The organism is Mycobacterium sp. B14F4, from assembly GCF_039871645.1.
Lineage (GTDB): Bacteria > Actinomycetota > Actinomycetes > Mycobacteriales > Mycobacteriaceae > Mycobacterium.
In genome coordinates, this window is the sequence record NZ_JBDPMF010000005.1 from 223,601 (window position 1) to 245,817 (window position 22,217).

The window sequence follows — 22,217 nt, forward strand, 5'->3', positions numbered from 1 at the left end:
GCCGTCCAAGACTGTTGAGACGGGTCATGACGTGGAAGATTCCGTCAAGCGCGGCCGGCCTCACTCGGTTCGGCGGGGTCTGTCGGGCGCTTCTCGGTGCGGTCCCGCCATCGGCCATAATCATGACCACTCGACTCGGTCAATGCTGACGAACAAGCTGTGACCAGTACCGCCATGCGTGAACCGCGTGCCGACGCTGCTGGCCTCGACCGTCCATGAAAGGGCCCGGTAGGTGCCGTAGTCGAGTGTGACGACCGGAATGTCGCCGAGATCGCCGACCACCCAGTCGTAGCTGCCATCAGACATGAAACGAATGCCATTCGCGCGCATATCTTCCACGAACGGCGTGTTGGTGAAGGGCGCTTGGCAGTCAACCTCGATGGTGGTGATCTGGCACCGCGTCTTACCTGACTTGGTGATGATGTACACGTAGCCGCCATTCGGTTGCAGCGCCGTCACACGCGGCGGAGCAGGCGATGCGGTCGGCGGCGGCGGTGCTGGGCTCTGCGGTGCAGGCGGCGCCGCCGGAGGCGATGACCGGTTCTCAGCCTCGGAAGCGTCACCAAGCTGAAGTTGCACCCCCTCGCGCGCTTCCGACTCGGTGAAGTTGACCTCGCCGCGATGCGATGCCTCAACCTTGTAGAACTTCTTCCCGCCCGGAACATCGGTGACGCGAAAAGACCATGAACACCAGCCCTGTTCACCGTAACCAGCGCCTAGCGCCCCCTTCGCGAGAAGAGTCCCGTCCTCGTCTGAGACGGTCACGGCGGTACCGGGTCCGATGTCGCTGTAGCCACCGGTGCCGCGGCAGCCAGGACCGCCCGTCAGCCCGACGTCGCTGTAGACAGCCAGCGCGCCCTCGAGGGTAAACGGGCGCGACTTCAGGTAGTGGTTGATGCCGAAGTATCCGGCGACGCCGAGGAGAGCGAGCGCGAGAGCCGCGACGAAGCCGATAACAATTCCTCTGCGATACCACTGCTTCGGCGCGACGTCATCCGAAGGCCAGTTCGCAATCGGAGATGTTGCATCAGTTGGCGACTGCCAAGACTCTGTCATCGCTCGTTACCCGCCCCCATGCTCGTGATGTTAATCCGCACCGACGGCCGCCAGACCTGAGTTAGGGCAAACTAGTCGAGTGACCGCGGCTGTCCCATTCCCTCCGGCGCCGATGCTGGCAACCGCCGCCGCCAGGCGCGACGCGCTTAGAGACACCTTGCTGGCCTGCAACGGCATCCCGGCTTCGATGCGGAAAGCCCCTAGAGTCCACAACCTGCGCCACGCTAAGCCGGCGAGGCGGGTAGTTGTCTCCGCGGGTGGGGTTGGGAGAGGGCGTCTATGTTGCTCGGCTAAGGGGTCCTTGCGTCAACAGCTCCCACCGGCCAATGTCCATCGATGCGCCGGCTTCACCGCTTCGTCAACGCGAGGGCTGATGTCGGGGCCTACTTCGGTCGTCAGTTTGCGGGAAGTATTCGGCTAGTAAGGCAGCGATTTCGAGGAATCGGCGTCTGGTCGCCGGGGACAGGTCGTTGATCCCGTCGATGACACCGCCCGGTCGGAGGTGCCCGTCGTACGGCACCTCGACCACCTTCTGGCCTTGGCTCGAAAATTGTTGCGCCAGAATGGTACGCGTCCGCTTGTCGGCGTGGCCGTCGGAGTCGTTGAGGACGATGACCGTGCGCTGCAACAGACTCGTCAAGCCGCGGGCGGCCAACCAGTCCAACGTCTGACCGGCTACGGCGGCGCCGTCGACCCACGGCGACGACACCACGATCAGCGCGTCGAGGTCCCGCAATACCTCCTGGGTGACCGGCGAGTCCATCGTCGAACTGCAGTCGATGATCGAGATCGTGAAGTAGCGGTCGAGCCGTGACGTGGCTTCCCGGTAGATCGCGGGATCGAGCACGCGGCGCCGGGCCGGTGTCGCCTCCCCGGCGAGCACGAACAATCCGGCGGCGTTATTGCCCACCCGGCTGCGGATGTCGGCGAAGGTCTCCAGGTGTTGATCGGAGGCCAACTCCCAGTACGAGCCCTGCGCTCGGGGGTCCACGCGGCTGCCGAGCTTGCCGAACGCGGTGTCGGCATCGATGGCCACCACCCGGTCGTCCTGGCGGAGTTCGGCAAACACCGAGCCGATGCTCGCGGACACCGTCGTCTTGCCGACCCCACCCTTGCCCATGACGCCAACCTTGTAGTGGCCCCGCAGCATTGATTTGATCTTGGTTTCCAGCTCTGCCTGGCGAAGCTCGTCCGGACCTGGGCCCAGGTTGACCAGTCCGAACGTGGCGCGATACAGCGCCCGTCTCCAGCCCCGGCTCGGGCGTCTCTTGCGGACAGGGACAAGTTCGTCGGCCCGGATGCGCTCGGCGTAGGAACCGCTCGGCGGCTGCACCGGCCGGACCTCCGTGCCGCCCCCACCACTGGGCCGAGTGCTTGGCGGCGCCGCCGAACCCTGCTGCGGTGAATGAATCGGTTGTGGGGGGTGGGCCGGTGATGGGGCTGGGCGCGATGGAGGAGGTTGGCCCGGATCGTGCTGTGGCCGGGGTGGCTGCTTGCTCGGCGGCGGGCCCCAGTTGCTGGGAGGCAGCGGACCGGTGTCGCGGGGCGTCCCGGGTGGGGGACCGTACCGCGGAGGAGGTTGGCGGAAATCCTGCCGCGCATCCCGAGAAGCTAGTGGAGGTTCTGGTTCAAGCACGCGCGACGGCCAGAGTTCGGGACCCTCCTCGTCGGGTCGCGCCGAGTCAGAGGAGGTCAGGTCGTTAGGCGGTCGCGATGGCACCGGTTGGCTAGACGAAGCTATCGGCTCCGACTGGGACACAGCTTCGACGTCGCTTAGCTCGTCGGAAGCCATCCAACCAGGGTCATTCCGGAACTCGTCATCGCGGTCTGTCAAAGTTCTCCTCCGGTTGATGTGCGACCTGGTTCCTATGCAGTATCAATCACGAGGCCATACGCCTCCGTGGTGGACATCCTTGAGCAGTACGTAGCGAACGTGAGCGGCCACCATAGGTAGCGATCAATGTTTGGGGTCTCGTTTGCCCTACGAGGCCTAGATCCCGTGGCTCTTCATATTTTGCATACTCTGGGCGACATCGCCAATCCGCTAGTTTGCTAGCGGATTGGCCTTCGCCGCCGTTGTGCCCAGGGGATGCGGCGTACTGCAGCGGCAACTCCAACGGACGACCCTAACTGCGCCGCTGTATAAAGCCATCCGATCCGGGTTTAGGTACGAGGACCGATTCGGGAAATCACTGGTCGAAAAGCCTGCATGCTTCCTCAACGTGCTTGATTGTGTATCTCGGCGCAGCGCATTGACGAACGGCGCCGCCGTCGATTGTCCGGAACACTGGTCGCTAATCATCATCGGCCATTAGCTGAACTCACGGTCGATCAAGCGGCAAAGGATTGCCTGAATCGAGCGCGAACATTACGGAAAAAAAGTAGCTGCTTCAGCGCTGCGACTCGTCGCTCTCGACTCGTCTAGCTGAATGACCTGCGGATGGCTGTGGTGATCCCGATGGTGTTGTGGATCGCCGTGTACGACCTACTGCGCAATCTGCGGTTCTAGCTCCACGGCGTGACGGGACGCTCCCGCCGCACGCCGTCGACGGTGACGTCGACCCGCTCGTCGAAGAAGCAGATCCGGTCGCGCACCAACTCCGCGTCGTGCAGCGGGTCGTGGTAGGTCCACGCCACGTCGCTGGGCCCGTCGGGCACCGAGAAGTACGACGCGCGGCCCTTGTAGGCGCAGTAGCTGGCGGTGTCGCTGTGCTCTAACCGGACCTTGACGTCGTCGTAGGGCAGGTAGAACCGCACCGGCAGCATCGTCTCGAACAGCAGCTTGGGCCGCGAGGATTCGGCGAGCAGGGTGCCGTCGACCTCGATGCGAACCAGGCGGCTGCTGGACAAGACGTCGATCCGCTTGAACGGATCGCGCGGGTGGCTGACGATCGGTTCGTCCTCCTCGCGCCATTCGAACCCGTCGAAGTCCAGCACGACGTAGTCGGCGAGGTCCGGGTCGTCGGGCCGAAACGCCGCCGCGGCCGCGGTGTCCTCGCCGGCGATCACGTCGAACTCGGTGCCCCCGCAGGTATGGGCGCCGAACGGCACGCTCGGATCCAGCACCGGGCGGTCGTCGGCGTCGTCGTCACCGGACTCCGCGCCCGCCGGCATCAGATGGCCCGAGATCGCGGCGATCGGCACCGCATAGGCGGGCACGATGCGGCGCGGCTCCCAGACCAGCAGCGCATCCTGCGTGTCGGCGACCGCGTCCCCGGACAGGCAGACCCGAATGCGTTTGGCGGTGGGCTCGAACCGCAGCTCATCGAGATTCCCGCTGAACAGGTTCATCATCCTGACGGCCATTGCGGCCCTTCTTTCACTTGCGGGGCGGGCGCAGCACGTTCATCGCCAACCGCATTATCGGCGCGGGGACGCGATCCTTGGCCGAAAGCGCGGCATCGGCGGCGCGCCCGCGCAACGGGGTGCCGCGACCGAACATGCGGTTGATCGGGCCGCCGGTCGGTTCCAGGTCGAAGTGCAACGGCGGCTTGCCGTCCGCCGCGCCGAGCGCGTTCGAGATCACGACGCGCTGGATCTCGCTGGTGCCCTCGAAGATGGTGTACAGCTTGGCGTCGCGGTACCACTTCTCGACGGGGTGGTCCGTGATGTAGCCCCAGCCGCCCATGGTCTGGATCGCCCGCTCGGTGGCGCGCACCGCGACCTCGCTGGCGGCCAGCTTCGACATCGATCCCTCGCCGCGTTCGAAGGGCACGCCGCTGGCGGCCATCCACGAGGCACGCCAGGTGAGCAGCCGCGCACCGTCGAGCGCGGTGGCCAGATCGGCGAGCGGGAACGCGATGCCCTGGTTGTCGATGATCGGGGCGCCGAAGGCTTCCCGGCGGTTGGCGTACTCGGTGGCGTATTCCACTGCCGCCCTGGCGATTCCGAGGGCCTGCGCGGCGACCATCGGGCGGGTCTGCTCGAACGTGCCCAGCGTCGCCGAGCCGGAGTGCTTGCCGCCCTCGACGGCCTCGCGGGCCTTGGCGAGTTTGTGGTCGAGCTTCTCCTGCCCGCCGAGCAGGTTCGCCGCCGGGACGCGGACGTTGTCGAGCTTGAGTTCCGCGGTGTGCGACGCGCGGCAGCCGAGCTTGTCGAGTTTGCGAACCATCTCCAGGCCCGGTGTGCCGCCGGGCACGATGAACAGCGCCTGACCTTTGTGGCCGAGTTCCTCGTCGACGACGGCGTTGACGACGTGCACGTTGGCGATGCCGCCGTTGCCGATCCACATCTTGTGGCCGTCGATGATCCAGTCCGCGTCGTTACCCGTGCCGTCGCGGTGCGCGCGGGTGCGCAGGTTGCGCACGTCGCTGCCGCCCTCGGGCTCGGAGATCGCCAGCGCGGCGAGCTTGAGATCACCTGGTGTGCCGAAGCATTCGGGCGCCCATTCGAGCATCTGCTCGGGTGAGGCGGCCTGACCGATCGCGGACAGCGCCAGCGCCGGCATCACGATGGCGAGGCCGATCCCCGCGCAGCCCCAGAACAGCTCCTCCATGAACATCGGCAGCGACAGTCCGGTCGGGTCGCCGATGAGGTCGCGGTAGAACAGCGGACTGTAGAAACCCCGGGCAGCCGCTTCCTCCAACACCGGCCACGGGAACTCCTGGCGCTGGTCGTACTCGAGGGCCACCGGCCGGATGCACTGCTCGGCGAATTCGTGCGTTCGCTGTGCCAGGTCGTGCTGCGCGGCGGTGGGCGTGATGTCGAAGGCCACGTGTGTTCAGTAGCCGCGCACGGTCAGGTCGAAACACTTGTTCGCTGAAATGCGCGAGCCCCCGATGCCGGGCATCGGGGGCTCGCCTCACCCGGGGTTACTTCACGTCGACGTAGACGGTCTTGTTGATGACCCGGGTGGTGAGGTTGTCACCGACGCCCAAGCTGTCGGTCTGGGTGTAGGTCTGACCGGGGCGTACCGCAACGACGGTCGCCTGATGCAGCGGGGCGTTGCCGATCCGGTTGACGATCACGGTGTAGCCCTGCGATTGGAGCTGGTTGATGGTCTGCTGGGCATTACCCGGTCCGGACGGTGCGGCCTGAACCGGTGCGGCCAGCCCGACCACGGCGGCGGCCATGGCGCTAGCGGCGACGGTGGCGATCCCGAACTTCTTCATGGTGGAGCCTTCTTCTTTCTTGCGTCTCGTATCCGAGCCGTGGCTTGTGTCGCGGTTCGTAGCTGCAGCTGATCTTGTAAACCGTGCGGTAAAGGGTTTAATTCCGGTGGCAGAAATTGATTGCCGGTTGGCAGGAATCTGCCTGCGGGACAGCCGATTGCCCATGTTCGGGCCGCCGGATTGGCCCACCGCGGGCAGACTCGGAACGGTGAAGCTCGCCGGGCTGAGGCTGCGACAGCGCGACGGGGTGACGTGTGGTCCGACGGTCGCGGTGGTCGCCGGCGCGCTGCTCGACCCGCGTCAGGGTGCGGCGTTGACCGAGCCGCGGTCCGGGCCGGCGTGGTTCGCCGCCGAACAGGCGCGCCTGCACGCGGAGATCAACGTGGTGTGGCCGCGACGGCTGGGCACGACACCGTGGGGGATGAGGCGGGCGCTCACCGCACACGGCGAGCGGCTCGGGGTGCGCTATCGGTGGCGGCTGTTCCGCGGGCGCCGGGACCGGCTCGCGGATGTGCGGCGTGCAGTCGGTGGCGGCTGGCCCGTCGCGATGCTGCTCGGCCGGTTCCTCCCGCGGCATTGGGTGCTGATCGTCGCCGACGTCGATGCCGGTTTCGAGTGCTACGAGCCGTCGTCGGGTGACGTCCGGGTCGTCGGCCTCGACAGCGTCCGGCACTCCCGGGTGGGCGGCCTGGGATACCCCCGGCCATTCGCATTCGTGCTCCCATATTCGAACGTATGATCGAACAGTGGGCGAGCTGAAGGGGATCGGGTACAACGGCCAACCCGTGCAGCAGGCCTTCCGTCGGGTCGACCCGCCGGTCACCGTGCTCGTCGACCTGGCCGCGGTCTTCCCCCGCGAGCCTCACTCCACCGGCGGCTACAACCCGGCCGGCCTGCAGATGCACGCGGTCGTCGAGGGCCGGCTGACCTGCTGGGGCATCTGCGAGCAGGGCTATTGGTGGGGTTTGGTCACCTACGAGATCGCCTACGGCGCCCGGCGCAGGGCCGTGACCCACTGGATCCCGGCGTGGACGCTCAAACGCACGTCGGACTGACGCCTACGGTCCCTCGTGATCCCCAGGTAGCCGTGCCTACCAGACGCGTATCCAGTCGACGAGCATCTCCGCCGGATAGGTACCCGGCCGGGGATCGCCGCCACCCGAGCCGGCAACCGCAAGATTCAAGATTGGAAACAGCCGATAGCCCGGGTCGTTGAACGGCCAATCCGCGATGGAATGCGCCGGAACATTGAAGTATGGCTGCGCCCCGTCGACGTAGTCCTTCCAGAAACGCATACCGGCGTCATCCCATTGCACTCGCCACGTATGCCACGCGCTGTCGAACGTGAGCTTGTGGGTTGCCCATTGGCCTCCGTTCGCTCTTGTGTGGACCGTGGTTCCCGAAGCCCAGGTGCCGTTGCCGTACCACTCGAGGATGTCAACTTCGCCCTGAGCATCGCTGGACAGCCAGAAGGCGGGCCAGCAACCCGCGGTGAGGCAGTTGAGTTTGATCCGGGCTTCCCAGGTGGTGCCGATGCCGCCTTCAAACGGGCTATAAACCTTGCCGCTGTAGTAGGTAGCGCCGTCTTTTGCGGCGCGGATGACGAGATTGGACTTGCCGTCGAGGAACACATTTCGGCGATCGTCGCGATACTGCCCGACATTTTCCGGTAACTCCCAAAACGTCGGGTCCTGCATCGACTCCCGGGCGCGCGACACCGACCACTTCGACCGATCGGGGGCCGAGCCGGCCGGGCCATCGAAGTCGTCGTGGAAAAGGTAGGCTTCCTTACCCGCGTCACCGGGCGGCGCCGCGGGCGGTGGCACCCGATCCGCCGGGGCATCCCGTCGCGACGGGTAAGCCCCGGCCTCAGGGACGGGGATCGCGGCTGCGGCTGCCAGCGCGCCGATCCCAGTCATCAGCATCATGCGGCGACGATCCATCTCATGCACAGTTAGACATGAAAGCCGGAACGTCGGCGCCGGCGCAACTCGCTGGAGCGGTGCCCTGAGAACAGTGACGTATACGAGTGCTGAGCGCACTCCTGCGCCTATGGCGCCAAGTGTCCATACGGAGAAGCTCGGCCATCGTCTCCAGTGCGGCGTACGCCGCGAACTCGGCCTCTCAATCCGTCACGCCGCCCTCGCTCATGGCTAGCCGGCCGCCTCGCTGAGCCGTCGCTGGACTTCACCGGGCGAGATCCGCAGGCGCCTGGCCACGTCCTTTGCCTGCGGACCGCCCTCGGCCAGCAGCCGGCCGACCAGCCGACGGTCGAGCGCGGCCCGCTGCCGGTCCAGCTTGTCGAGCCTTTCGAGCAGCGCGTACAGGTCCGTGCGCGACAACTTCTCCAGCCGCAGCGCGGCCACTTCCTTATACGTATCCTTCACGGCGGTGAGCACTTCTACCACTTGATTCGAACGCATGTACGAAGGCTAGCGCGCACCCCCGACATCGCGCACTCACCGAAAACGCGCGCGGGAATGAATCGGACCACAGTCCGGTTGATTCGGACATGCCTGCCATCACCGCCGACACGCTGGTGCTGCCCCGGATCTGCGGCCCCGCGCCGACCGACGTCGAGCGGCCCGTCCGGTCCATCACCACCGGGCCCCGCGGCTTCGAAGGCGAGGGGTTCCCCGTCGTGCGCGCCTTCGCTGGGGTGCCCGCAGCCGAACTCGACCCCTTCGTCCACATGGACCAGATGGGCGAGGTCGAATACGGGCCGGGTGAGCCGAGGGGCACCGACTGGCATCCGCACCGCGGGTTCGAGACCGTCACCTACATGATCGACGGCCGGTTCGCCCACCAGGACTCCCACGGCGGCGGCGGCCTCATCACCGACGGCGCCACGCAGTGGATGACGGCCGGCTCGGGGATTCTGCACATCGAGACCCCGCCCGCCGAACTCGTGGAGAGCGGCGGCGTGTTCCACGGCATCCAGTTGTGGGTGAACCTGCCCCGCAAGGACAAGTTCGCCGCGCCGCGATACCAGGCCATCGAGGGCGAGCAGGTGAGGCTGTTGTCCTCCGCCGATGGCGGAGCGCTGCTGCGCGTCATCGCCGGCACCATCGACGGTCACGAGGGCCCGGGTGCCACGCACACCCCGATCACCTTGGCGCACGCGACTATTCAGCCCGGCGCCCGGCTGGAGACCCCATGGAACCGGGACTTCAATGCGCTGGTGTACGTGCTGTCCGGTCGGGGGACCGTCGGCGGGCGCCCCATCCATCAGGGTCAGCTCGCGGTGCTCGGAACCGGCGACCGGATCGCCGTCGGCGCGCGGGCGCATCAGGACGGTAACCGGCCCGCGCTCGAGGTGCTGCTGCTCGGCGGGCGGCCCATCCGCGAGCCGGTGTTCCAGTACGGGCCGTTCGTGATGAACAGCAAGACCGAGCTGATCGGTGCGCTCGAGGACTATCAGGCCGGCAAGTTCGGCACCGTCCCACCCAACGCGCTCATGCCGCACCGTTCCTAGCGGCATTGGGGGGCTTGGTCGCGTCGGCCTTCGGGTACAGCAGCTCCAGCTCGCCGAGATGGGCGGCGACGGTCACCAGCGGCAGCGCTGCAGGCACGGCCAGGTCGCCGTCAACCGCCTCGCTGCGCAGCGCGCGCACGAAGTCGTCGCTGATCGGCAGTGGCGAGCCGGAGCCGCTGCCGGTCACCTGATCGCACACGACGTCGGCGTGTGCCTCGACCACGGCCCGGGTCTGCGGATAGACCCCGAGTGGTGGAGGCACGACGTCGGCGATCAGCTCCGCGGCGGCGCGCAACCGGACCGCACGGTTGGCCGATCGGACCACCGGCGCCCGGACGTCGGTCGGCCCGCTGCTCTCCGAAAGATATTGCCGCACAGAATCATCCACGGTGCGAGACGCTTCCAAAGCGTCGTGACTGAGGGCGATGACCCGGTCGGTCGCGTCCTCGGAGGCGCCGCGGGTGACGCGCAGCACCGCGGCCCGCAGGAACGTCGCGCCGACCGCGAATGCGTCGTCGATCGCCTCGGAGACCCGGGATCTCGCCCCCCGCGGCCACAACAGCACCGACACCATGGTGCCCACGAGTGCGCCGACCGCGACGTCTTCGACGCGGATCAACCCGACGCTCCATCCCGTGGGCGCAATGAGGTTGAAGATGATCAGCACCATCATGGTGAAGGCGGCCTGGCCGGCGATGAACGAGGCCACCTCCGGTACGAACGCCGACCCGAATGCCACCACCGGCAGCAGCATCCACATGACGATCGGATCCACGCCCACCAACTCGATCAGGACGACGCCGAGCAGGAATCCGAGCGCAGTGCCTGCGACGGCACGGACCACCCGCGTGCCGGTGGTCAGCGCGCTGCTGCGCAACACCGACATCGCGCCCAGCACCACCCAGAAGCCGTGCTGCAGCGGGAAGAGATGGGTGACCGCGACCGCCAGCGCCAAGCCGAGTCCGGTGCGAAGGCTGTTGCGCAGCACCACCGCGCGGGTCGCGAGGAAACCGCGGGTGATCGCCGCGACGGCCGTCGTCTCCGGCATCACCCAGTCCGCGGTGCCGGTCTCGGGCAGCCGGCGGCCCAGCACCCGCGCCCACACCGGGCGGGCATCGGCCTCCGCCGCGTTGCGGATGATGCGGCCGGTGACACCGACGGTCGCCGAAAAGGTCCGACAGCCCAACAGCTTGCGGCCCACCGCAACGGCGTCGGCGTCGTCCGGCGAGGCGAGGATCTCGAGGATGTCCTCGCGGTAGCGACCCTGCGCGATCGCGCGCAACTCGGTCAGCGCGGCGTTGAGATCGGCGTTGCGCGGACCACGCGCCGAACGGTCCGACACCCGCAGCACCGCAGCGGAATCCCGCAGCACCCGGATCAACGGCTCCTTCATGTCGCCGAGCAGCCGGCCCGTGTCGTCGGTGATCCGGTCGGCCAGCCAGCCCAGATCGTCGACGACGCGCACCAGTGCGCGACTGCCCGCCGTCAGCGCGACGGGCCGGAAGTCGGCATTGAGGAACGTCGCCCACAACCGGTTCATCGCCCGGGTGGCGTCGCGGGCCGTCGCGGTACCCGCCAGAGCGTCGGCCAGCCGGATGCACACCCGGGCCGCGTCACCGCGCAGTTCGTCGTGGTGGCGCGGCGGCAGGACGAAGAGCGCGGCGGGCACGCACACCGCCAGCGCGATGAGCCAGCCGAGAAGCCGGTCGGGGATGGGACCGACCGGCGTACAGGCGGGCAGCACGAACGTCAGCAGCGTGGCGCGCTGGCCCGCCGCGATGATCTCGCTGAGCACGCCGGAGAACGTCACCACCACTCCGAGGACGAACATCACCGCGACGCTCACCCAGGGATGCGGCGAGACCAGCGTGCCGAGGGTGATCAGGACGACGCCGTTGATAGCCAGTCCGGCGTAGGCGAGCGCGCGGGCGGGCCGGTTGCCGGGGAAGTCCACCAGGATCAGCAGCGCGACGGAACCGAAGATGGTGAACAGCGGCGTCTGGGAGTCGCCCGCGACCGCGAAGCTCACCGCGGCGGCGACGGGAAGCACCACGGCCGCGCGCGCCGCGCGGCGCAAGGCGTCGAGTTCGGGGTCGCGCCGTCGGATCCGGTCGATGGTGCGGCGCCACAGCCGGACCATCTCAGTGCGCCAGGATCACGAGCACCAGCGCGCCGATGCCCGCCGGGCCGAGGACCGCGAGCAACGTGATCACGGCGAGCTCGCTGCCCGCGCTACCCACCGTTGGGAACCGACTCGAAACGGCCCGAGTCCAAGGCGTCTGTCAGCTGTCCGGTGATCCAGCGCAGTGCCGAGATGTCAAGGGGCAGGGTGGCCTGCTCGTAGCCGACCAACAGGTACACCGCCCACGCCGCGAACAGCTGGGCCTGCCGTTTGTGCTTGAGGATCTCGAAGGCCGACTCGTACATGATGTCGAAGCGTTGCTGATCGACCGCGGACTGCACCGCGTACACATGCGGATCCACCGAACTCCACACCCGGATCGCCGCCTCGGCCCCGAACGGAAGTTCCAGTCCGGTCTCGATCAGCGCGTCGATGCGCCTGCGTGGATCCGGTTCGGCCCGCAGCCCCTCGATCACCCGGACGGTGCGGACCTGCATCCAGTGCGCGACGAGTTCCTTGGTGTAGGCGGGCCAGTTCGGGAAGTAGTGGTAGAAGGACCCGGTCGTGACGCCCAGCCGGTTGCAGACCTCGGCCAGTTTCAGGCCGCCGTAGCCGCGGTCGGCCAGTACTTCGAGCCCCGTCTCGAAGTAGGCCTCACGCGATGCGACGCTCGCCATGGGACGGCACACTAGTTGCTCTGGACGCCCGTTCTCTACGGGAAACACCGGCCGAATCCCCTGATCGATTTGCTGAAACGAATCACAAGATCGGCCCGGCTGAGCCTGCGTCAGTCAGGTCCAGTGACGTGTGGCACAATTTGACCGTGCCGCATACGGCGAGTAGAGGTCCGGGCCGTCCCCCCGCAGCGAAGGCGGCCGAGACGCGGGAGCGCATCGTGCAAGCCGCTCGCGAGGTCTTCAGCGAACTCGGGTACGACGCTGCCACCTTCCAGGCGATCGCCATTCGCGCCGATCTGACGCGGCCGGCGATCAACCACTATTTCGCCAGCAAGCACGTGCTGTGGCGGGAGGTCGTCGAGCAGACAAACGCCGCGATCGTCAGCGCCGGCAGGGCGCGCGCCCAGAGCGAAACCAGTTTGCTCAGCCGATTGTCGGCATACTTCACGGCGGCCATGCAGGCCGAGTCCGAGGACCGTTCGGCCGCAGCGTTTCTCGTGACGTCGGTGCTGGAATCGCAACGGCACCCGGACCTCGGCGGCGACGAGCACGATTCGTTGAAGAACTCGCGGGAGTTCGTGGGCTGGGCGGTCAACGACGCGATCAGACGCGGCGAGCTCAGCACCGACACCGACGTCACGTCCCTGGTCGAGATGCTCGTGGCGGTGATGTGGGGGATGGGGTTCTACGCCGGTTTCGTCGGCACCCACGAAGAGCTCAAGGCCGTTGTGCACAATTTCGAGTTGCTGATGGCCAACAAGCTCTGGCAGTTGCGGGATTAGCCCGCCGGCGGGCTGGCCGCCGCACAGTTCGCACAGCTAAGTTATTCGATAGCATCGGTGGCGATGAGTTCGTTGCGCACACACGATGACACCTGGGACATCGCCACGAGCGTGGGAACGACCGCCGTGATGGTGGCCGCGGCCCGCGCCGGTGAGACCGAACGAGACGACGCGCTGATCCGCGACCCGTTCGCCAAGGTGCTGGTCGCCGGCGCCGGCGGCGGGGTGTGGGACATGATCCTCGACCGCGACTTCGGCGCCAAGGTCGCCGAGATCGATCCGGACGTCGCAGCGATCTTCGAGCACATGGGCAACTACCAGGCGGTGCGCACGCACTACTTCGACGAGTTCTTCGACGGGGCCGTCGCCGCGGGTATCCGCCAGGTCGTCATCCTGGCGTCGGGGCTGGACTCTCGCGCCTACCGCCTGCAGTGGCCCGAGGGCACGGCGGTGTACGAGATCGACCAGCCCAAGGTGCTCGAGTACAAGGCCGCGCGGCTGGCCGAGCACGGTGCGCAGCCGTCGGCGCAGCGCATCGCGGTGCCCGTCGACCTGCGCCACGACTGGCCGAAAGCGTTGCGCGAGGCCGGGTTCGACGCCGACGCCCCGACGGCGTGGCTGGCCGAGGGGCTGCTGATGTACCTGCCCGCCGAGGCCCAGGACCGGCTGTTCGAGCAGATCACCGCGCTCACCGCGCCGGGCAGCCGCGTCTGCGCCGAGACCGTCGGCGTGCGGGCCGACGAGCGTCGCGCCGAGATGCGCGCGCGGTTCGAGCGCATCGCCGCGCAGTTCGGTATGGAGGACACCCTCGACGTGGCCGAGCTGATGTACAACGACCCCGACCGCGCCGACGTCGCGCAGTGGCTGGATGCCCACGGGTGGCGAGCTCAGACCGTCACCTCGCGGCAGGAGATGCGCCGGCTGGGGCGATGGGTGTTGCCCGACGAGTACGCCGGCGACGACGGGTTCTCGTCGTTCGTCACGGCCGTCATGGGCTGACTCCGCGCGCAGGCCCGCACGCCCGCGGTAACAGGCCCTTCTGAATGACCCAACCGGTTGGTTAGGATCGGGTACTCCTGAGGTCAGAAAGGACCACCGACCATGACCACAGAATTCGCCGCGCCCGCGCCTGCCGCCGCCGACATCCCGAGCGTCGTCCGCCGGCTGCGGGACACCTTCGCCTCCGGCCGGACCCGCAGCATCGACTGGCGCAAACAGCAGTTGAAGGCGATGGAAAGGCTCGTCCTCGAGAACGAGCAGGCCATCGCCGCCGCCCTGGAGCAGGACCTCGGCCGCAAACCGTTCGAGGCGTGGCTCGCCGACATCGCCAGCGTGGCGGGTGAGGCAAAGGACGCCGCCAAGAACGTGGGCAAGTGGACCCGGCGGAAGTACCGGATGCTGGAGATGTCGCAGTTGCCCGGGCGCGGCTGGGTGGAGTACGAACCGTTCGGCACGGTGCTGATCATCGGCGCATGGAACTTCCCGTTCGCGTTGACCCTCGGGCCCGCCGTCGGCGCGATCGCCGCGGGCAACACGGTGGTGCTCAAGCCGTCCGAGGTGGCGCCGGCGTCGTCGGCGGTGATGGCCGAGCTGGTGCCGAAGTACCTGGACAGCGACGCGATCGCGGTCATCGAGGGAGACGGCGCGGTGAGCCAGGAGCTCATCGCCCAGGGCTTCGACTACCTGCTCTACACCGGTGGCACGGAAATCGGTCGCAGGGTGTACGAGGGCGCCGCCCCGCATCTGACGCCGGTCACCCTCGAACTCGGCGGCAAGAGCCCGGTGATCGTGTCCGCGGACGCCGACATCGACGTCGCCGCCAAGCGCATCGCCTGGACCAAGCTGATCAACTCCGGCCAGATCTGCATCGCGCCGGACTACGTGCTGGCCGACGCGAAGATCCGCGACCAGTTGGTCGACAAGATCAAGGCCGCGGTGGAGACCTTCGAGTCCAAGGACCCCGACGGTAAGCGCATCGTCAACGAGCGCCATTTCGGGCGGCTGACCTCCGCGCTGGCCGAGACCAAGGGCAAGGTCGTCATCGGCGGCGGCTCGGACGCCGCCAAGATCAGCATCCAGCCGACCGTGGTCGTCGACCCGGACCCCGCCGAGCCGCTGATGACCGACGAGATCTTCGGACCGATCCTGCCGATTGTCACCGTGCAATCCCTGGACGACGCAATCAATTTCGTCAACTCGCGGCCCAAGCCGCTGGCGGCCTACCTGTTCACCAAGACCAAGAGCATTCGCGAACGCGTCATCAAGGAGGTGCCCGCAGGCGGCATGGTGGTCAACCATCTGCTGTTCCACTTCGCGACGCACAAGCTGCCGTTCGGCGGCGTCGGCCCGTCGGGCATGGGCGCCTACCACGGCAAGTTCGGATTCGAGACGTTCAGCCACAAGAAGTCGGTGATGACCAAGACGACCCGACCCGACGTCGGCGCCTTCATCTATCCCCCGTATACAGAGAAGGCTTGGAAGCTGGCGCGCAAGCTGTTCTGATCTCACACCGCGCCAGGACCGCCGGACCCGGAGAAGAGGGAGAACACCAGTGCCAGGAGTGCAGGATCGCGTCATCGTCGTCACCGGGGCCGGAGGCGGACTCGGGCGTGAGTACGCCTTGACCCTCGCCAAAGAGGGCGCCAGCGTCGTCGTCAACGATCTCGGCGGTTCGCGTGACGGCACCGGCGCCGGCCACAACATGGCCGACCACGTCGTGCAGGAGATCCGCGATGCCGGGGGCCGAGCAGTCGCGAATTATGATTCCGTCGCCGAGCCGGAGGGCGCCGCGAACATCATCAAGACCGCGGTCGAGGAGTTCGGCAAGGTCGACGGCGTGGTCAGCAACGCGGGCATCCTGCGCGACGGCACCTTCCACAAGATGGAGTTCGCCAACTGGGACGCCGTGATCAAGGTGCACCTCTACGGCGGCTACAACGTGATCCGCGCGGCGTGGCCGCACTTCCGGGAGAACAACTTCGGCCGCGTCGTCGTGGCCACCTCGACCAGCGGCCTGTTCGGCAACTTCGGCCAGGCCAACTACAGCGCCGCCAAGCTGGGCCTGGTCGGGCTGATCAACACGCTGGCCCAGGAGGGCGCGAAGTACAATGTCAAGGCCAACGCCGTCGCGCCGATCGCGGCCACCCGGATGACCGAGGACATCCTGCCCAAGGAGGTCCTCGAGAAGCTGACACCGGAGTATGTGGCGCCGGTGGTCGCGCAGCTGTGCACCGAGGAGCTGCCCGAGACCGCGTCGATCTTCATCGTCGGCGGCGGCAAGGTGCAGCGCACCGCGCTGTTCCAGAACGAGGGGCTGACTTTCGACCACGTGCCGTCGGTCGACGAGGTCGCGGCCAAGTGGGGCGAGATCACCGACCTGTCGGCGGCCAAGCAGGCTACCTTCAGCCTCGGCTGACTTGATGAAGGCGCTTGTCGCGCAGGAGCTCTCCGGGCCAACCGGGCTATGCTTTACCGACGTGGAAGACCCTGCCGACGTGGTCGGCAGCGACGACGTGGTGGTCGTCGACGTCGGTGCCGCCGGGGTGAGCTTCCCGGACCTTCTGCTCCTGCGGGGCGAGTACCAACTGCGGCTGGAACCGCCGTTCATCGGTGGCATGGAGGTCGCCGGTGTGGTTCGCTCGGCGCCGGACGAGTCGGGATTCGTTGCCGGTCAACGGGTTACGGCCCTGTCGATGCTCGGCGGCTGGGCCGAACGGGTCGCCGTGCCGGTGGCCAACGTGATGGCCACCCCTGAGGAGTTGGACGACGCCGAGTCGGTGGCGCTGCTGGGCAACTACCAGACGATGTATTTCGCGCTGGCTCGTCGCGGTGCGCTGCGGCCGGGCGAGACGGTGCTGGTGCTGGGCTCGGCAGGTGGGGTGGGCACCGCGGCGATCCAGATCGCGAAGGCGTTGGGCGCGCACGTGATCGCGATGGTGCATCGGCCGCAGGCAAGAGACTTCGTCGAGTCGCTGGGTGCCGACGTGGTGCTGCCGCTGACCGACGGCTGGTTGCAGACGGTCAAGGACCACACCGACGGCCGCGGCGTCGACCTGGTGGTGGACCCGATCGGCGGCGAGACGTTCGACGACGCGGTCCGTGCGCTGGCCGTCGAGGGTCGCCTGTTGGTGATCGGCTTCGCGGCGGGCGGCATCCCGACCGTGAAGGTGAACCGGTTGCTGCTGCGCAACGTCGCGGTGATCGGCGTCGGCTACGGCGAGTTCGTCAACCGCACGCCGGGTGCGCAGTCGATGTTCGAGTTCGGCGTCGCGCAGTTGGTCAAGGCCGGTCTGCGCCCGCCTCCGCCGGTGCGCTTCCCGCTGTCCAAGGGCGCCGAGGCGTTGCAGACCCTGGCCGACGGCGGGGTCATGGGCAAGCTGGTGCTGGAGCCGTAGGTGCCACCGCGTGCGTTGGCGTTCGACACGTTCGGCACGGTCGTCGACTGGCGTTCCAGCATCATCCGCGAACTCGAGGAGTTCGGCCGGGCCCATGGCGTGCAACGGGATTGGGCGGCCATGGCCGACGACTGGCGGAAGGGATACCCGCCCGCGATGGACCGGGTGCGACGTGGCGAGCTGCCGTGGACCAAGCTCGACGATCTGCACCGGATGATCCTCGAGGAGATCCTCGGCGCGGCGGGCATCACGTCGATCTGCGTTAAGGAGGTCGACCACCTCAACCGCGCCTGGCACCGCCTGGATCCGTGGCCCGACGCCGTCGCGGGGCTGACGCGGCTGAAGTCGCGCTATGTCATCACGACGCTGTCGAACGGCAACGTCTCGCTGTTGACCAACATGGCCAAGCGGGCCGGCCTGCCGTGGGACTGCGTGATCTCGGCCGAGCTGTTCCGCCACTACAAGCCCGACCCGGAGGCGTACCTCGGCTGCGCCGATCTGCTCGACGTGGCGCCCGCCGAGCTGATGTTGGTGGCCGCCCACGCCAGCGACCTGCGGGGGGCCAAACGTGCGGGACTGATGACCGCATGGGTCGACCGGCCGCTGGAGTACGGGGCGGGTCGGCGGCGCCCGTCGAAGATCGAGGACGGTGAATTCGACGTGATGGCCCACGATTTCGGTGACCTGGCTGAGAAACTGGGCGCATGAGCACCAGCGAGGAGCCGAAGGCGGATCGCGCATGAGCACCAGCGAGGAGCCGAAGGCGGATCGCGCATGAGCAGCGGCGGAGTCGTCCTCGTGGCGCTGGCCATCGCGGTCGGCATCGTCGGCATCGTCGTGCCGGTCTTACCGGGCACCCTGCTGGTGTTCGGCGCGATCGCGGTGTGGGCGGTCGTGGAGAGCAACACGACGGCGTGGGTGACGCTGGGCGTGGTGAGCGTGCTGCTGGGCGCGACGCTGCTGATCAAGTACGCCTGGCCGGTGCGGCGGATGCGCGAGGCCGACGTGCGCACGCTGTCCCTGGTGGCCGGCGGCGTGCTCGGCATCATCGGGTTCTTCGTGATTCCGGTGATCGGCCTGGTGATCGGCTTCGTGCTGGGTGTCTATCTGGCCGAACTGGCCAAGCGGGGCGACCAACGGGTGGCCTGGACGTCGACGAAGCACGCGCTCAAGGGCGTCGCGCTGTCGGTGGGCGTGGAGATGGCCGGGGCGCTGCTCGCGACGGTCGTTTGGGTCATCGGGGTGTACCTGACGCAGTAGCTTGCAGGCATGGCCAAGCTGCGCTTCGGATACTTCATCGCACCCTTTCACCGCGCCGGCACCAACCCGACGCTCGCGCTGCAGCGCGATCTGGAGTTTGTCGAGCACCTCGACGCGCTCGGCTACGACGAGGCGTGGATCGGCGAACACCATTCGGCGGGCAGCGAGATCATCGCCTCGCCGGAGGTGTTCATCGCGGCCGCGGCGCAGCGCGCCAAGCGCATCCGCTTCGGCACGGGCGTGATCTCGCTGGCGTACCACAACCCGCTGTGGACCGCCGACCGGCTGATTCTGCTCGACCATCTGACCCACGGCCGCATCATCGGCGGCATGGGGCCCGGGTCGCTGCCCACCGACTCGGCGATGATCGGCCTGACCCCCACCGACACCCGCGAACTGCTCGAGACCAACCTCGACATCGTCGTCCGGTTGCTCGCCGGGGAGACCGTCAGCGCGAAGACTCCGACGCACGAATTGTTCGACGCGCGACTGCAACTCGCGCCCTACTCCGAAGGCGGCATCCCGCTGGCCGTCGCGGCGGTGGCGTCCCCGACCGGCGCCCGGCTCGCGGGCAAGCACGGCATCGGCCTGCTGTCGATCGGTGCGACGCTCGTCGTCGAGGGCTTCGACGCGCTCGCCCACCACTGGGGCATCGCCGAGGAACGCGCCGCGGCATTCGGCACCACCGTCGACCGCGGGAACTGGACGCTCGTGGGGCCGATGCACATCGCCGAGACCGACGAACAGGCGCGCGCCGACGTCCGCTTCGGAATCGAGCCGTGGTTCAACTACTTCCAGAAGGTGGCGGCGTTTCCGCAAATGACGATGCCCGGCGACCGCATCGACGACATGATCGACGTCATCAACGAGGCCGGCGCGGGCGTCATCGGCACACCGGAGCGGGCCAGGGCCCAGGTGCAGCGGTTGTGGGATCAGTCCGGCGGGTTCGGCTGCATGTTGCAGATGGGCCACGAGTGGGCCAACCCCGCGGCCACCAGGCGTTCGGCGGAACTCTTTGCCGCCGAGGTGATTCCGCACTTCCAGGGGCAGGCGCAGCCGACGCTCGACGCGGCGACGCGCGCCAGCGAGGTCCGCGAGGACTTGGCGGCCACGCAGATGAGCGCAATCGAGCACATGACCAAGAAGTACGAGCAGGAGAAGGGCTCCTGACCCGCTGGCTCTGCGGTCAGGGCGCAGAAGTGTGAGTGGTCACCGCCCGTAGCGCAGAGTCAATGGTTCTCAGCCCAGCAGCGCCGCGCGCAGCCGCGCCACCGCGTTGTCGGTGACACCAGACGCTTCGAGGTAGCCGCGGAGCGAGCCGAAGTTCTCCTCGATCGAGCGGCGCGCGGCGGAGAGGTACTCCTCGCGCACCCCGAGCACCGCGTCGGTCAGCCGGGCCTCGACGAAGGTGACTTCCTCGTCGGTCTCGGTCCGGTCGCGAACCGACCGCAGGATCTGCTCGCGCAGCTGCGGCACCGCGTCGTTGCTGCGCAGGAAGTCGGCCAGCACCGCGTCACGGTCCACCCCGACGGCTTCGAGCACCGTGGCCACCGTGAATCCGGTGCGGTCCTTGCCGGCGAAGCAGTGCGCGATCACCGGCCGCTCGTCGGCCAGCAGCGAAATCACCTGGCGCACAGCCCGTTGCGCGCCGCCCAGCGTGGGGAAGCGCTGGTACTCCTCGGTCATGAACCGGCCGGCGGCGACCGTGATGTCCTCGTCGTCGGGCTTCTCGGTCATCATCTTCTGGAAGGCCGACTCGTGCGGCGCCTCACCGTTGACGGCCTCGAGTTCGTGAAAGTGCAGCAGGTGCACCTGCACGCCCGCGGGCACCGCACCCGTGCCGTGACGTTCGACCTCGCGCGCCGAGCGGAGGTCGGCGACGTCGGTGATGCCCAGGCGTCGCAACACCTCGCGGCCCGCATCGTCGAGGCTGGTCAGCTCGCTGGACCGGAATAACCGCCCGGGCCGTACACCGGTCTCCTTCGCGACGTCACGGAAGTTCCATGCGCCCGACAGCACACCGACCCCGACGGTCATTGCGATGTCACCGCCGTACCCGATCGGCGGCACGCCGCCGCTGCGAAAGCGCTCTTCTCCCTACCGAGTTCGGCACGGGCGATGGTACGCATGTGCACCTCGTCTGGCCCGTCGAACAGTCGCATCGCGCGGTGCCAGCTGTAGAGGCGGGCCAGCGGCACGTCGTCACAGACGCCCATCGCGCCGTGCACCTGGATCGCGCGGTCGATCACGTTGCAGGCCATCTGCGGTGCGACGGCCTTGATCTGGGCGACCAGCACCTGGGCTTCCTTGCTCTTGTTGCCGTGCTCGTCGATGGTCCAAGCCGCCTTGTGGCACAGCAGCCGCGCCGCGTCGATCTCGTTGCGCGACTGCGCGATCTGCTGATGCACCACGCCCTGCTCGGCCAGCGGCTTGCCGAACGCGATGCGGGTCTGCACCCGGTCGATCATCAGCGCCATCGCCCGCTCGGCCGCGCCGATCGCGCGCATGCAGTGATGGATACGGCCCGGTCCCAGCCGCGCCTGGGCGATCGCGAAGCCGCTGCCCTCCTCGGCGAGCAGGTTCGACGACGGTACCCGCACGTTGTCGAACGTGATCTCGCAGTGCCCGTGCTGGTCCTGCCAGCCGAACACCGGCAGCGACCGTTCGATGGACACGCCGGGGGTGTCGACCGGCACCAGGATCATCGACTGCTGCTGGTGGCTGGCCGCCTCGGGGTTGGTGCGGCCCATCACGATCAGGATCTTGCAGCGCGGATCGGCCGCGCCGGTGATCCACCACTTGCGGCCGTTGATGACGTAGTCGTCCCCGTCACGCAGCATCGTCGTCTCGATGTTGCGGGCGTCGCTGGAGGCGACCGCGGGCTCGGTCATCGCGAACGCACTGCGGATCTCCCCGGCCAGCAGCGGCTCGAGCCACTGCTTGCGCTGCTGCTCGGTGGCGAACAGGTGCAGCGTCTCCATGTTGCCGGTGTCGGGGGCCGCGCAGTTCGTCACCTCGGGCGCGATCTCCATGCTCCAGCCGGTCAACTCCGCCAGCTGCGAGTACTCCAGGTTCGTCAGGCCGGACTCGGCGGGCAGGAACAGGTTCCACAGGCCCCGTTCCCTGGCCAGCTTCTTGAGGTCCTCGACGACCGGCGGGACGGTGTGGTCATCGGGTCCGGCCTTGGCGCGGTATTCCTCGTAACTCTTCTCCGCCGGGAAGACGAATTCCGTCATGAACGCGGTCAACCGCTCGTGGTATTCCTGCGCCTTGGCCGACATCGCGAAGTCCATGCCAGTCACGATATGACACCAGTCGAATCGGGGATTCGCGGGAGACG

The 22,217-nt window shown here is 67.7% G+C and carries 22 protein-coding genes; 11 read left to right on the top strand and 11 right to left on the bottom strand.

Annotation, left to right across the window (positions count from 1 at the left end):
• Positions 1–120: 120 nt before the first annotated feature.
• The 5 genes from ABGB19_RS16040 to ABGB19_RS16060 form a co-directional block, all read right to left on the bottom strand.
• Positions 121–1,056: a hypothetical protein gene (locus ABGB19_RS16040; RefSeq protein WP_347686953.1), complete on the bottom strand. Its 936-nt coding sequence runs from the start codon at positions 1,054–1,056 to the stop codon at positions 121–123.
• A 358-nt stretch (positions 1,057–1,414) separates the two neighbouring features.
• Complete coding sequence (locus ABGB19_RS16045) at positions 1,415–2,890, bottom strand: MinD/ParA family protein (protein ID WP_347686954.1); 1,476 nt, start codon at positions 2,888–2,890, stop codon at positions 1,415–1,417.
• 671 nt (positions 2,891–3,561) lie between these two features.
• Entirely contained in the window at positions 3,562–4,362 is an 801-nt protein-coding gene (locus ABGB19_RS16050) for a DUF427 domain-containing protein (RefSeq protein WP_347686955.1), read from the bottom strand.
• Between the two features lie 13 nt (positions 4,363–4,375).
• On the bottom strand, positions 4,376–5,770 hold the full coding sequence (locus tag ABGB19_RS16055) for an acyl-CoA dehydrogenase family protein (protein WP_347686956.1): 1,395 nt from the start codon (positions 5,768–5,770) through the stop codon (positions 4,376–4,378).
• Between the two features lie 97 nt (positions 5,771–5,867).
• Positions 5,868–6,167, bottom strand: coding sequence for a hypothetical protein (locus ABGB19_RS16060; RefSeq protein WP_347686957.1), 300 nt, complete (start codon positions 6,165–6,167; stop codon positions 5,868–5,870).
• Positions 6,168–6,375: 208 nt separating this feature from the next.
• Between ABGB19_RS16060 and ABGB19_RS16065 the strand changes: the two genes are divergently transcribed.
• Both ABGB19_RS16065 and ABGB19_RS16070 read left to right on the top strand, forming a co-directional pair.
• Positions 6,376–6,906: a hypothetical protein gene (locus ABGB19_RS16065; RefSeq protein ID WP_347686958.1), complete on the top strand. Its 531-nt coding sequence runs from the start codon at positions 6,376–6,378 to the stop codon at positions 6,904–6,906.
• A 7-nt stretch (positions 6,907–6,913) separates the two neighbouring features.
• Complete coding sequence (locus ABGB19_RS16070) at positions 6,914–7,222, top strand: hypothetical protein (RefSeq protein WP_347686959.1); 309 nt, start codon at positions 6,914–6,916, stop codon at positions 7,220–7,222.
• 36 nt (positions 7,223–7,258) lie between these two features.
• Here the strand turns inward: ABGB19_RS16070 and ABGB19_RS16075 are convergent, their stop codons facing one another.
• Both ABGB19_RS16075 and ABGB19_RS16080 read right to left on the bottom strand, forming a co-directional pair.
• Positions 7,259–8,119, bottom strand: a complete 861-nt coding sequence (locus tag ABGB19_RS16075) for a glycoside hydrolase family 16 protein (RefSeq protein WP_347686960.1) — start codon at positions 8,117–8,119, stop codon at positions 7,259–7,261.
• A 201-nt stretch (positions 8,120–8,320) separates the two neighbouring features.
• Positions 8,321–8,590, bottom strand: a complete 270-nt coding sequence (locus tag ABGB19_RS16080) for a hypothetical protein (RefSeq protein WP_347686961.1) — start codon at positions 8,588–8,590, stop codon at positions 8,321–8,323.
• Positions 8,591–8,679: 89 nt separating this feature from the next.
• Here ABGB19_RS16080 and ABGB19_RS16085 point away from each other — a divergent pair, with 89 nt between their 5' ends.
• On the top strand, positions 8,680–9,642 hold the full coding sequence (locus tag ABGB19_RS16085) for a pirin family protein (RefSeq protein WP_347686962.1): 963 nt from the start codon (positions 8,680–8,682) through the stop codon (positions 9,640–9,642).
• Here the strand turns inward: ABGB19_RS16085 and ABGB19_RS16090 are convergent.
• The gene (locus ABGB19_RS16090; RefSeq protein ID WP_347686963.1) at positions 9,623–11,782 is read right to left on the bottom strand and encodes an FUSC family protein; all 2,160 of its coding nucleotides are present in this window, start codon (positions 11,780–11,782) and stop codon (positions 9,623–9,625) included. The two genes, ABGB19_RS16085 and ABGB19_RS16090, sit on opposite strands and share 20 nt — an antisense overlap.
• A 92-nt stretch (positions 11,783–11,874) precedes the next feature.
• Positions 11,875–12,441: a TetR/AcrR family transcriptional regulator gene (locus ABGB19_RS16095; RefSeq protein WP_347686964.1), complete on the bottom strand. Its 567-nt coding sequence runs from the start codon at positions 12,439–12,441 to the stop codon at positions 11,875–11,877.
• A 146-nt stretch (positions 12,442–12,587) separates the two neighbouring features.
• On the opposite strand from ABGB19_RS16095, the gene ABGB19_RS16100 reads away from it, so the two are divergent.
• The 8 genes from ABGB19_RS16100 (at position 12,588) to ABGB19_RS16135 (ending at position 20,047) form a co-directional block, all read left to right on the top strand.
• Positions 12,588–13,223, top strand: a complete 636-nt coding sequence (locus ABGB19_RS16100) for a TetR/AcrR family transcriptional regulator (RefSeq protein ID WP_347686965.1) — start codon at positions 12,588–12,590, stop codon at positions 13,221–13,223.
• 63 nt (positions 13,224–13,286) lie between these two features.
• Positions 13,287–14,222, top strand: coding sequence for a class I SAM-dependent methyltransferase (locus ABGB19_RS16105; RefSeq protein WP_347686966.1), 936 nt, complete (start codon positions 13,287–13,289; stop codon positions 14,220–14,222).
• 102 nt (positions 14,223–14,324) lie between these two features.
• Positions 14,325–15,725 (top strand): aldehyde dehydrogenase family protein, encoded by a 1,401-nt coding sequence (locus ABGB19_RS16110; RefSeq protein ID WP_347686967.1) that lies wholly within the window; start codon positions 14,325–14,327, stop codon positions 15,723–15,725.
• Positions 15,726–15,774: 49 nt separating this feature from the next.
• Complete coding sequence (locus ABGB19_RS16115; protein WP_347686968.1) at positions 15,775–16,638, top strand: SDR family oxidoreductase; 864 nt, start codon at positions 15,775–15,777, stop codon at positions 16,636–16,638.
• A 4-nt stretch (positions 16,639–16,642) separates the two neighbouring features.
• Positions 16,643–17,617: an NADPH:quinone oxidoreductase family protein gene (locus ABGB19_RS16120; RefSeq protein WP_347686969.1), complete on the top strand. Its 975-nt coding sequence runs from the start codon at positions 16,643–16,645 to the stop codon at positions 17,615–17,617.
• Entirely contained in the window at positions 17,618–18,325 is a 708-nt protein-coding gene (locus ABGB19_RS16125; protein WP_347686970.1) for a haloacid dehalogenase type II, read from the top strand.
• 66 nt (positions 18,326–18,391) lie between these two features.
• Complete coding sequence (locus ABGB19_RS16130; RefSeq protein WP_347686971.1) at positions 18,392–18,877, top strand: DUF456 domain-containing protein; 486 nt, start codon at positions 18,392–18,394, stop codon at positions 18,875–18,877.
• Positions 18,878–18,886: 9 nt separating this feature from the next.
• A complete protein-coding gene (locus ABGB19_RS16135) occupies positions 18,887–20,047 on the top strand; it encodes an LLM class flavin-dependent oxidoreductase (protein WP_347686972.1) in 1,161 nt (386 codons plus the stop codon).
• Between the two features lie 69 nt (positions 20,048–20,116).
• Here the strand turns inward: ABGB19_RS16135 and ABGB19_RS16140 are convergent, their stop codons facing one another.
• A complete protein-coding gene (locus ABGB19_RS16140) occupies positions 20,117–20,914 on the bottom strand; it encodes a tyrosine-protein phosphatase (RefSeq protein WP_347686973.1) in 798 nt (265 codons plus the stop codon).
• Entirely contained in the window at positions 20,911–22,158 is a 1,248-nt protein-coding gene (locus ABGB19_RS16145) for an acyl-CoA dehydrogenase family protein (protein WP_347687213.1), read from the bottom strand. The genes ABGB19_RS16140 and ABGB19_RS16145 overlap by 4 nt, the downstream gene beginning before the upstream one ends.
• Positions 22,159–22,217: the final 59 nt, after the last annotated feature.

What these genes read in the sequence shown, in the direction of transcription:
- ABGB19_RS16120 (WP_347686969.1), top strand. Translation starts at nt 16,643, where the DNA reads ATGAAGGCGCTTGTCGCGCAGGAGCTCTCCGGGCCAACCGGGCTATGC.
- ABGB19_RS16130 (WP_347686971.1), top strand. Translation starts at nt 18,392, where the DNA reads ATGAGCAGCGGCGGAGTCGTCCTCGTGGCGCTGGCCATCGCGGTCGGC.
- ABGB19_RS16095 (WP_347686964.1), bottom strand. Translation starts at nt 12,441, where the DNA reads ATGGCGAGCGTCGCATCGCGTGAGGCCTACTTCGAGACGGGGCTCGAA.
- ABGB19_RS16050 (WP_347686955.1), bottom strand. Translation starts at nt 4,362, where the DNA reads ATGGCCGTCAGGATGATGAACCTGTTCAGCGGGAATCTCGATGAGCTG.
- ABGB19_RS16060 (WP_347686957.1), bottom strand. Translation starts at nt 6,167, where the DNA reads ATGAAGAAGTTCGGGATCGCCACCGTCGCCGCTAGCGCCATGGCCGCC.
- ABGB19_RS16135 (WP_347686972.1), top strand. Translation starts at nt 18,887, where the DNA reads ATGGCCAAGCTGCGCTTCGGATACTTCATCGCACCCTTTCACCGCGCC.
- ABGB19_RS16080 (WP_347686961.1), bottom strand. Translation starts at nt 8,590, where the DNA reads ATGCGTTCGAATCAAGTGGTAGAAGTGCTCACCGCCGTGAAGGATACG.
- ABGB19_RS16140 (WP_347686973.1), bottom strand. Translation starts at nt 20,914, where the DNA reads ATGACCGTCGGGGTCGGTGTGCTGTCGGGCGCATGGAACTTCCGTGAC.
- ABGB19_RS16085 (WP_347686962.1), top strand. Translation starts at nt 8,680, where the DNA reads ATGCCTGCCATCACCGCCGACACGCTGGTGCTGCCCCGGATCTGCGGC.
- ABGB19_RS16090 (WP_347686963.1), bottom strand. Translation starts at nt 11,782, where the DNA reads ATGGTCCGGCTGTGGCGCCGCACCATCGACCGGATCCGACGGCGCGAC.
- ABGB19_RS16105 (WP_347686966.1), top strand. Translation starts at nt 13,287, where the DNA reads ATGAGTTCGTTGCGCACACACGATGACACCTGGGACATCGCCACGAGC.
- ABGB19_RS16040 (WP_347686953.1), bottom strand. Translation starts at nt 1,056, where the DNA reads ATGACAGAGTCTTGGCAGTCGCCAACTGATGCAACATCTCCGATTGCG.
- ABGB19_RS16145 (WP_347687213.1), bottom strand. Translation starts at nt 22,158, where the DNA reads ATGTCGGCCAAGGCGCAGGAATACCACGAGCGGTTGACCGCGTTCATG.
- ABGB19_RS16110 (WP_347686967.1), top strand. Translation starts at nt 14,325, where the DNA reads ATGACCACAGAATTCGCCGCGCCCGCGCCTGCCGCCGCCGACATCCCG.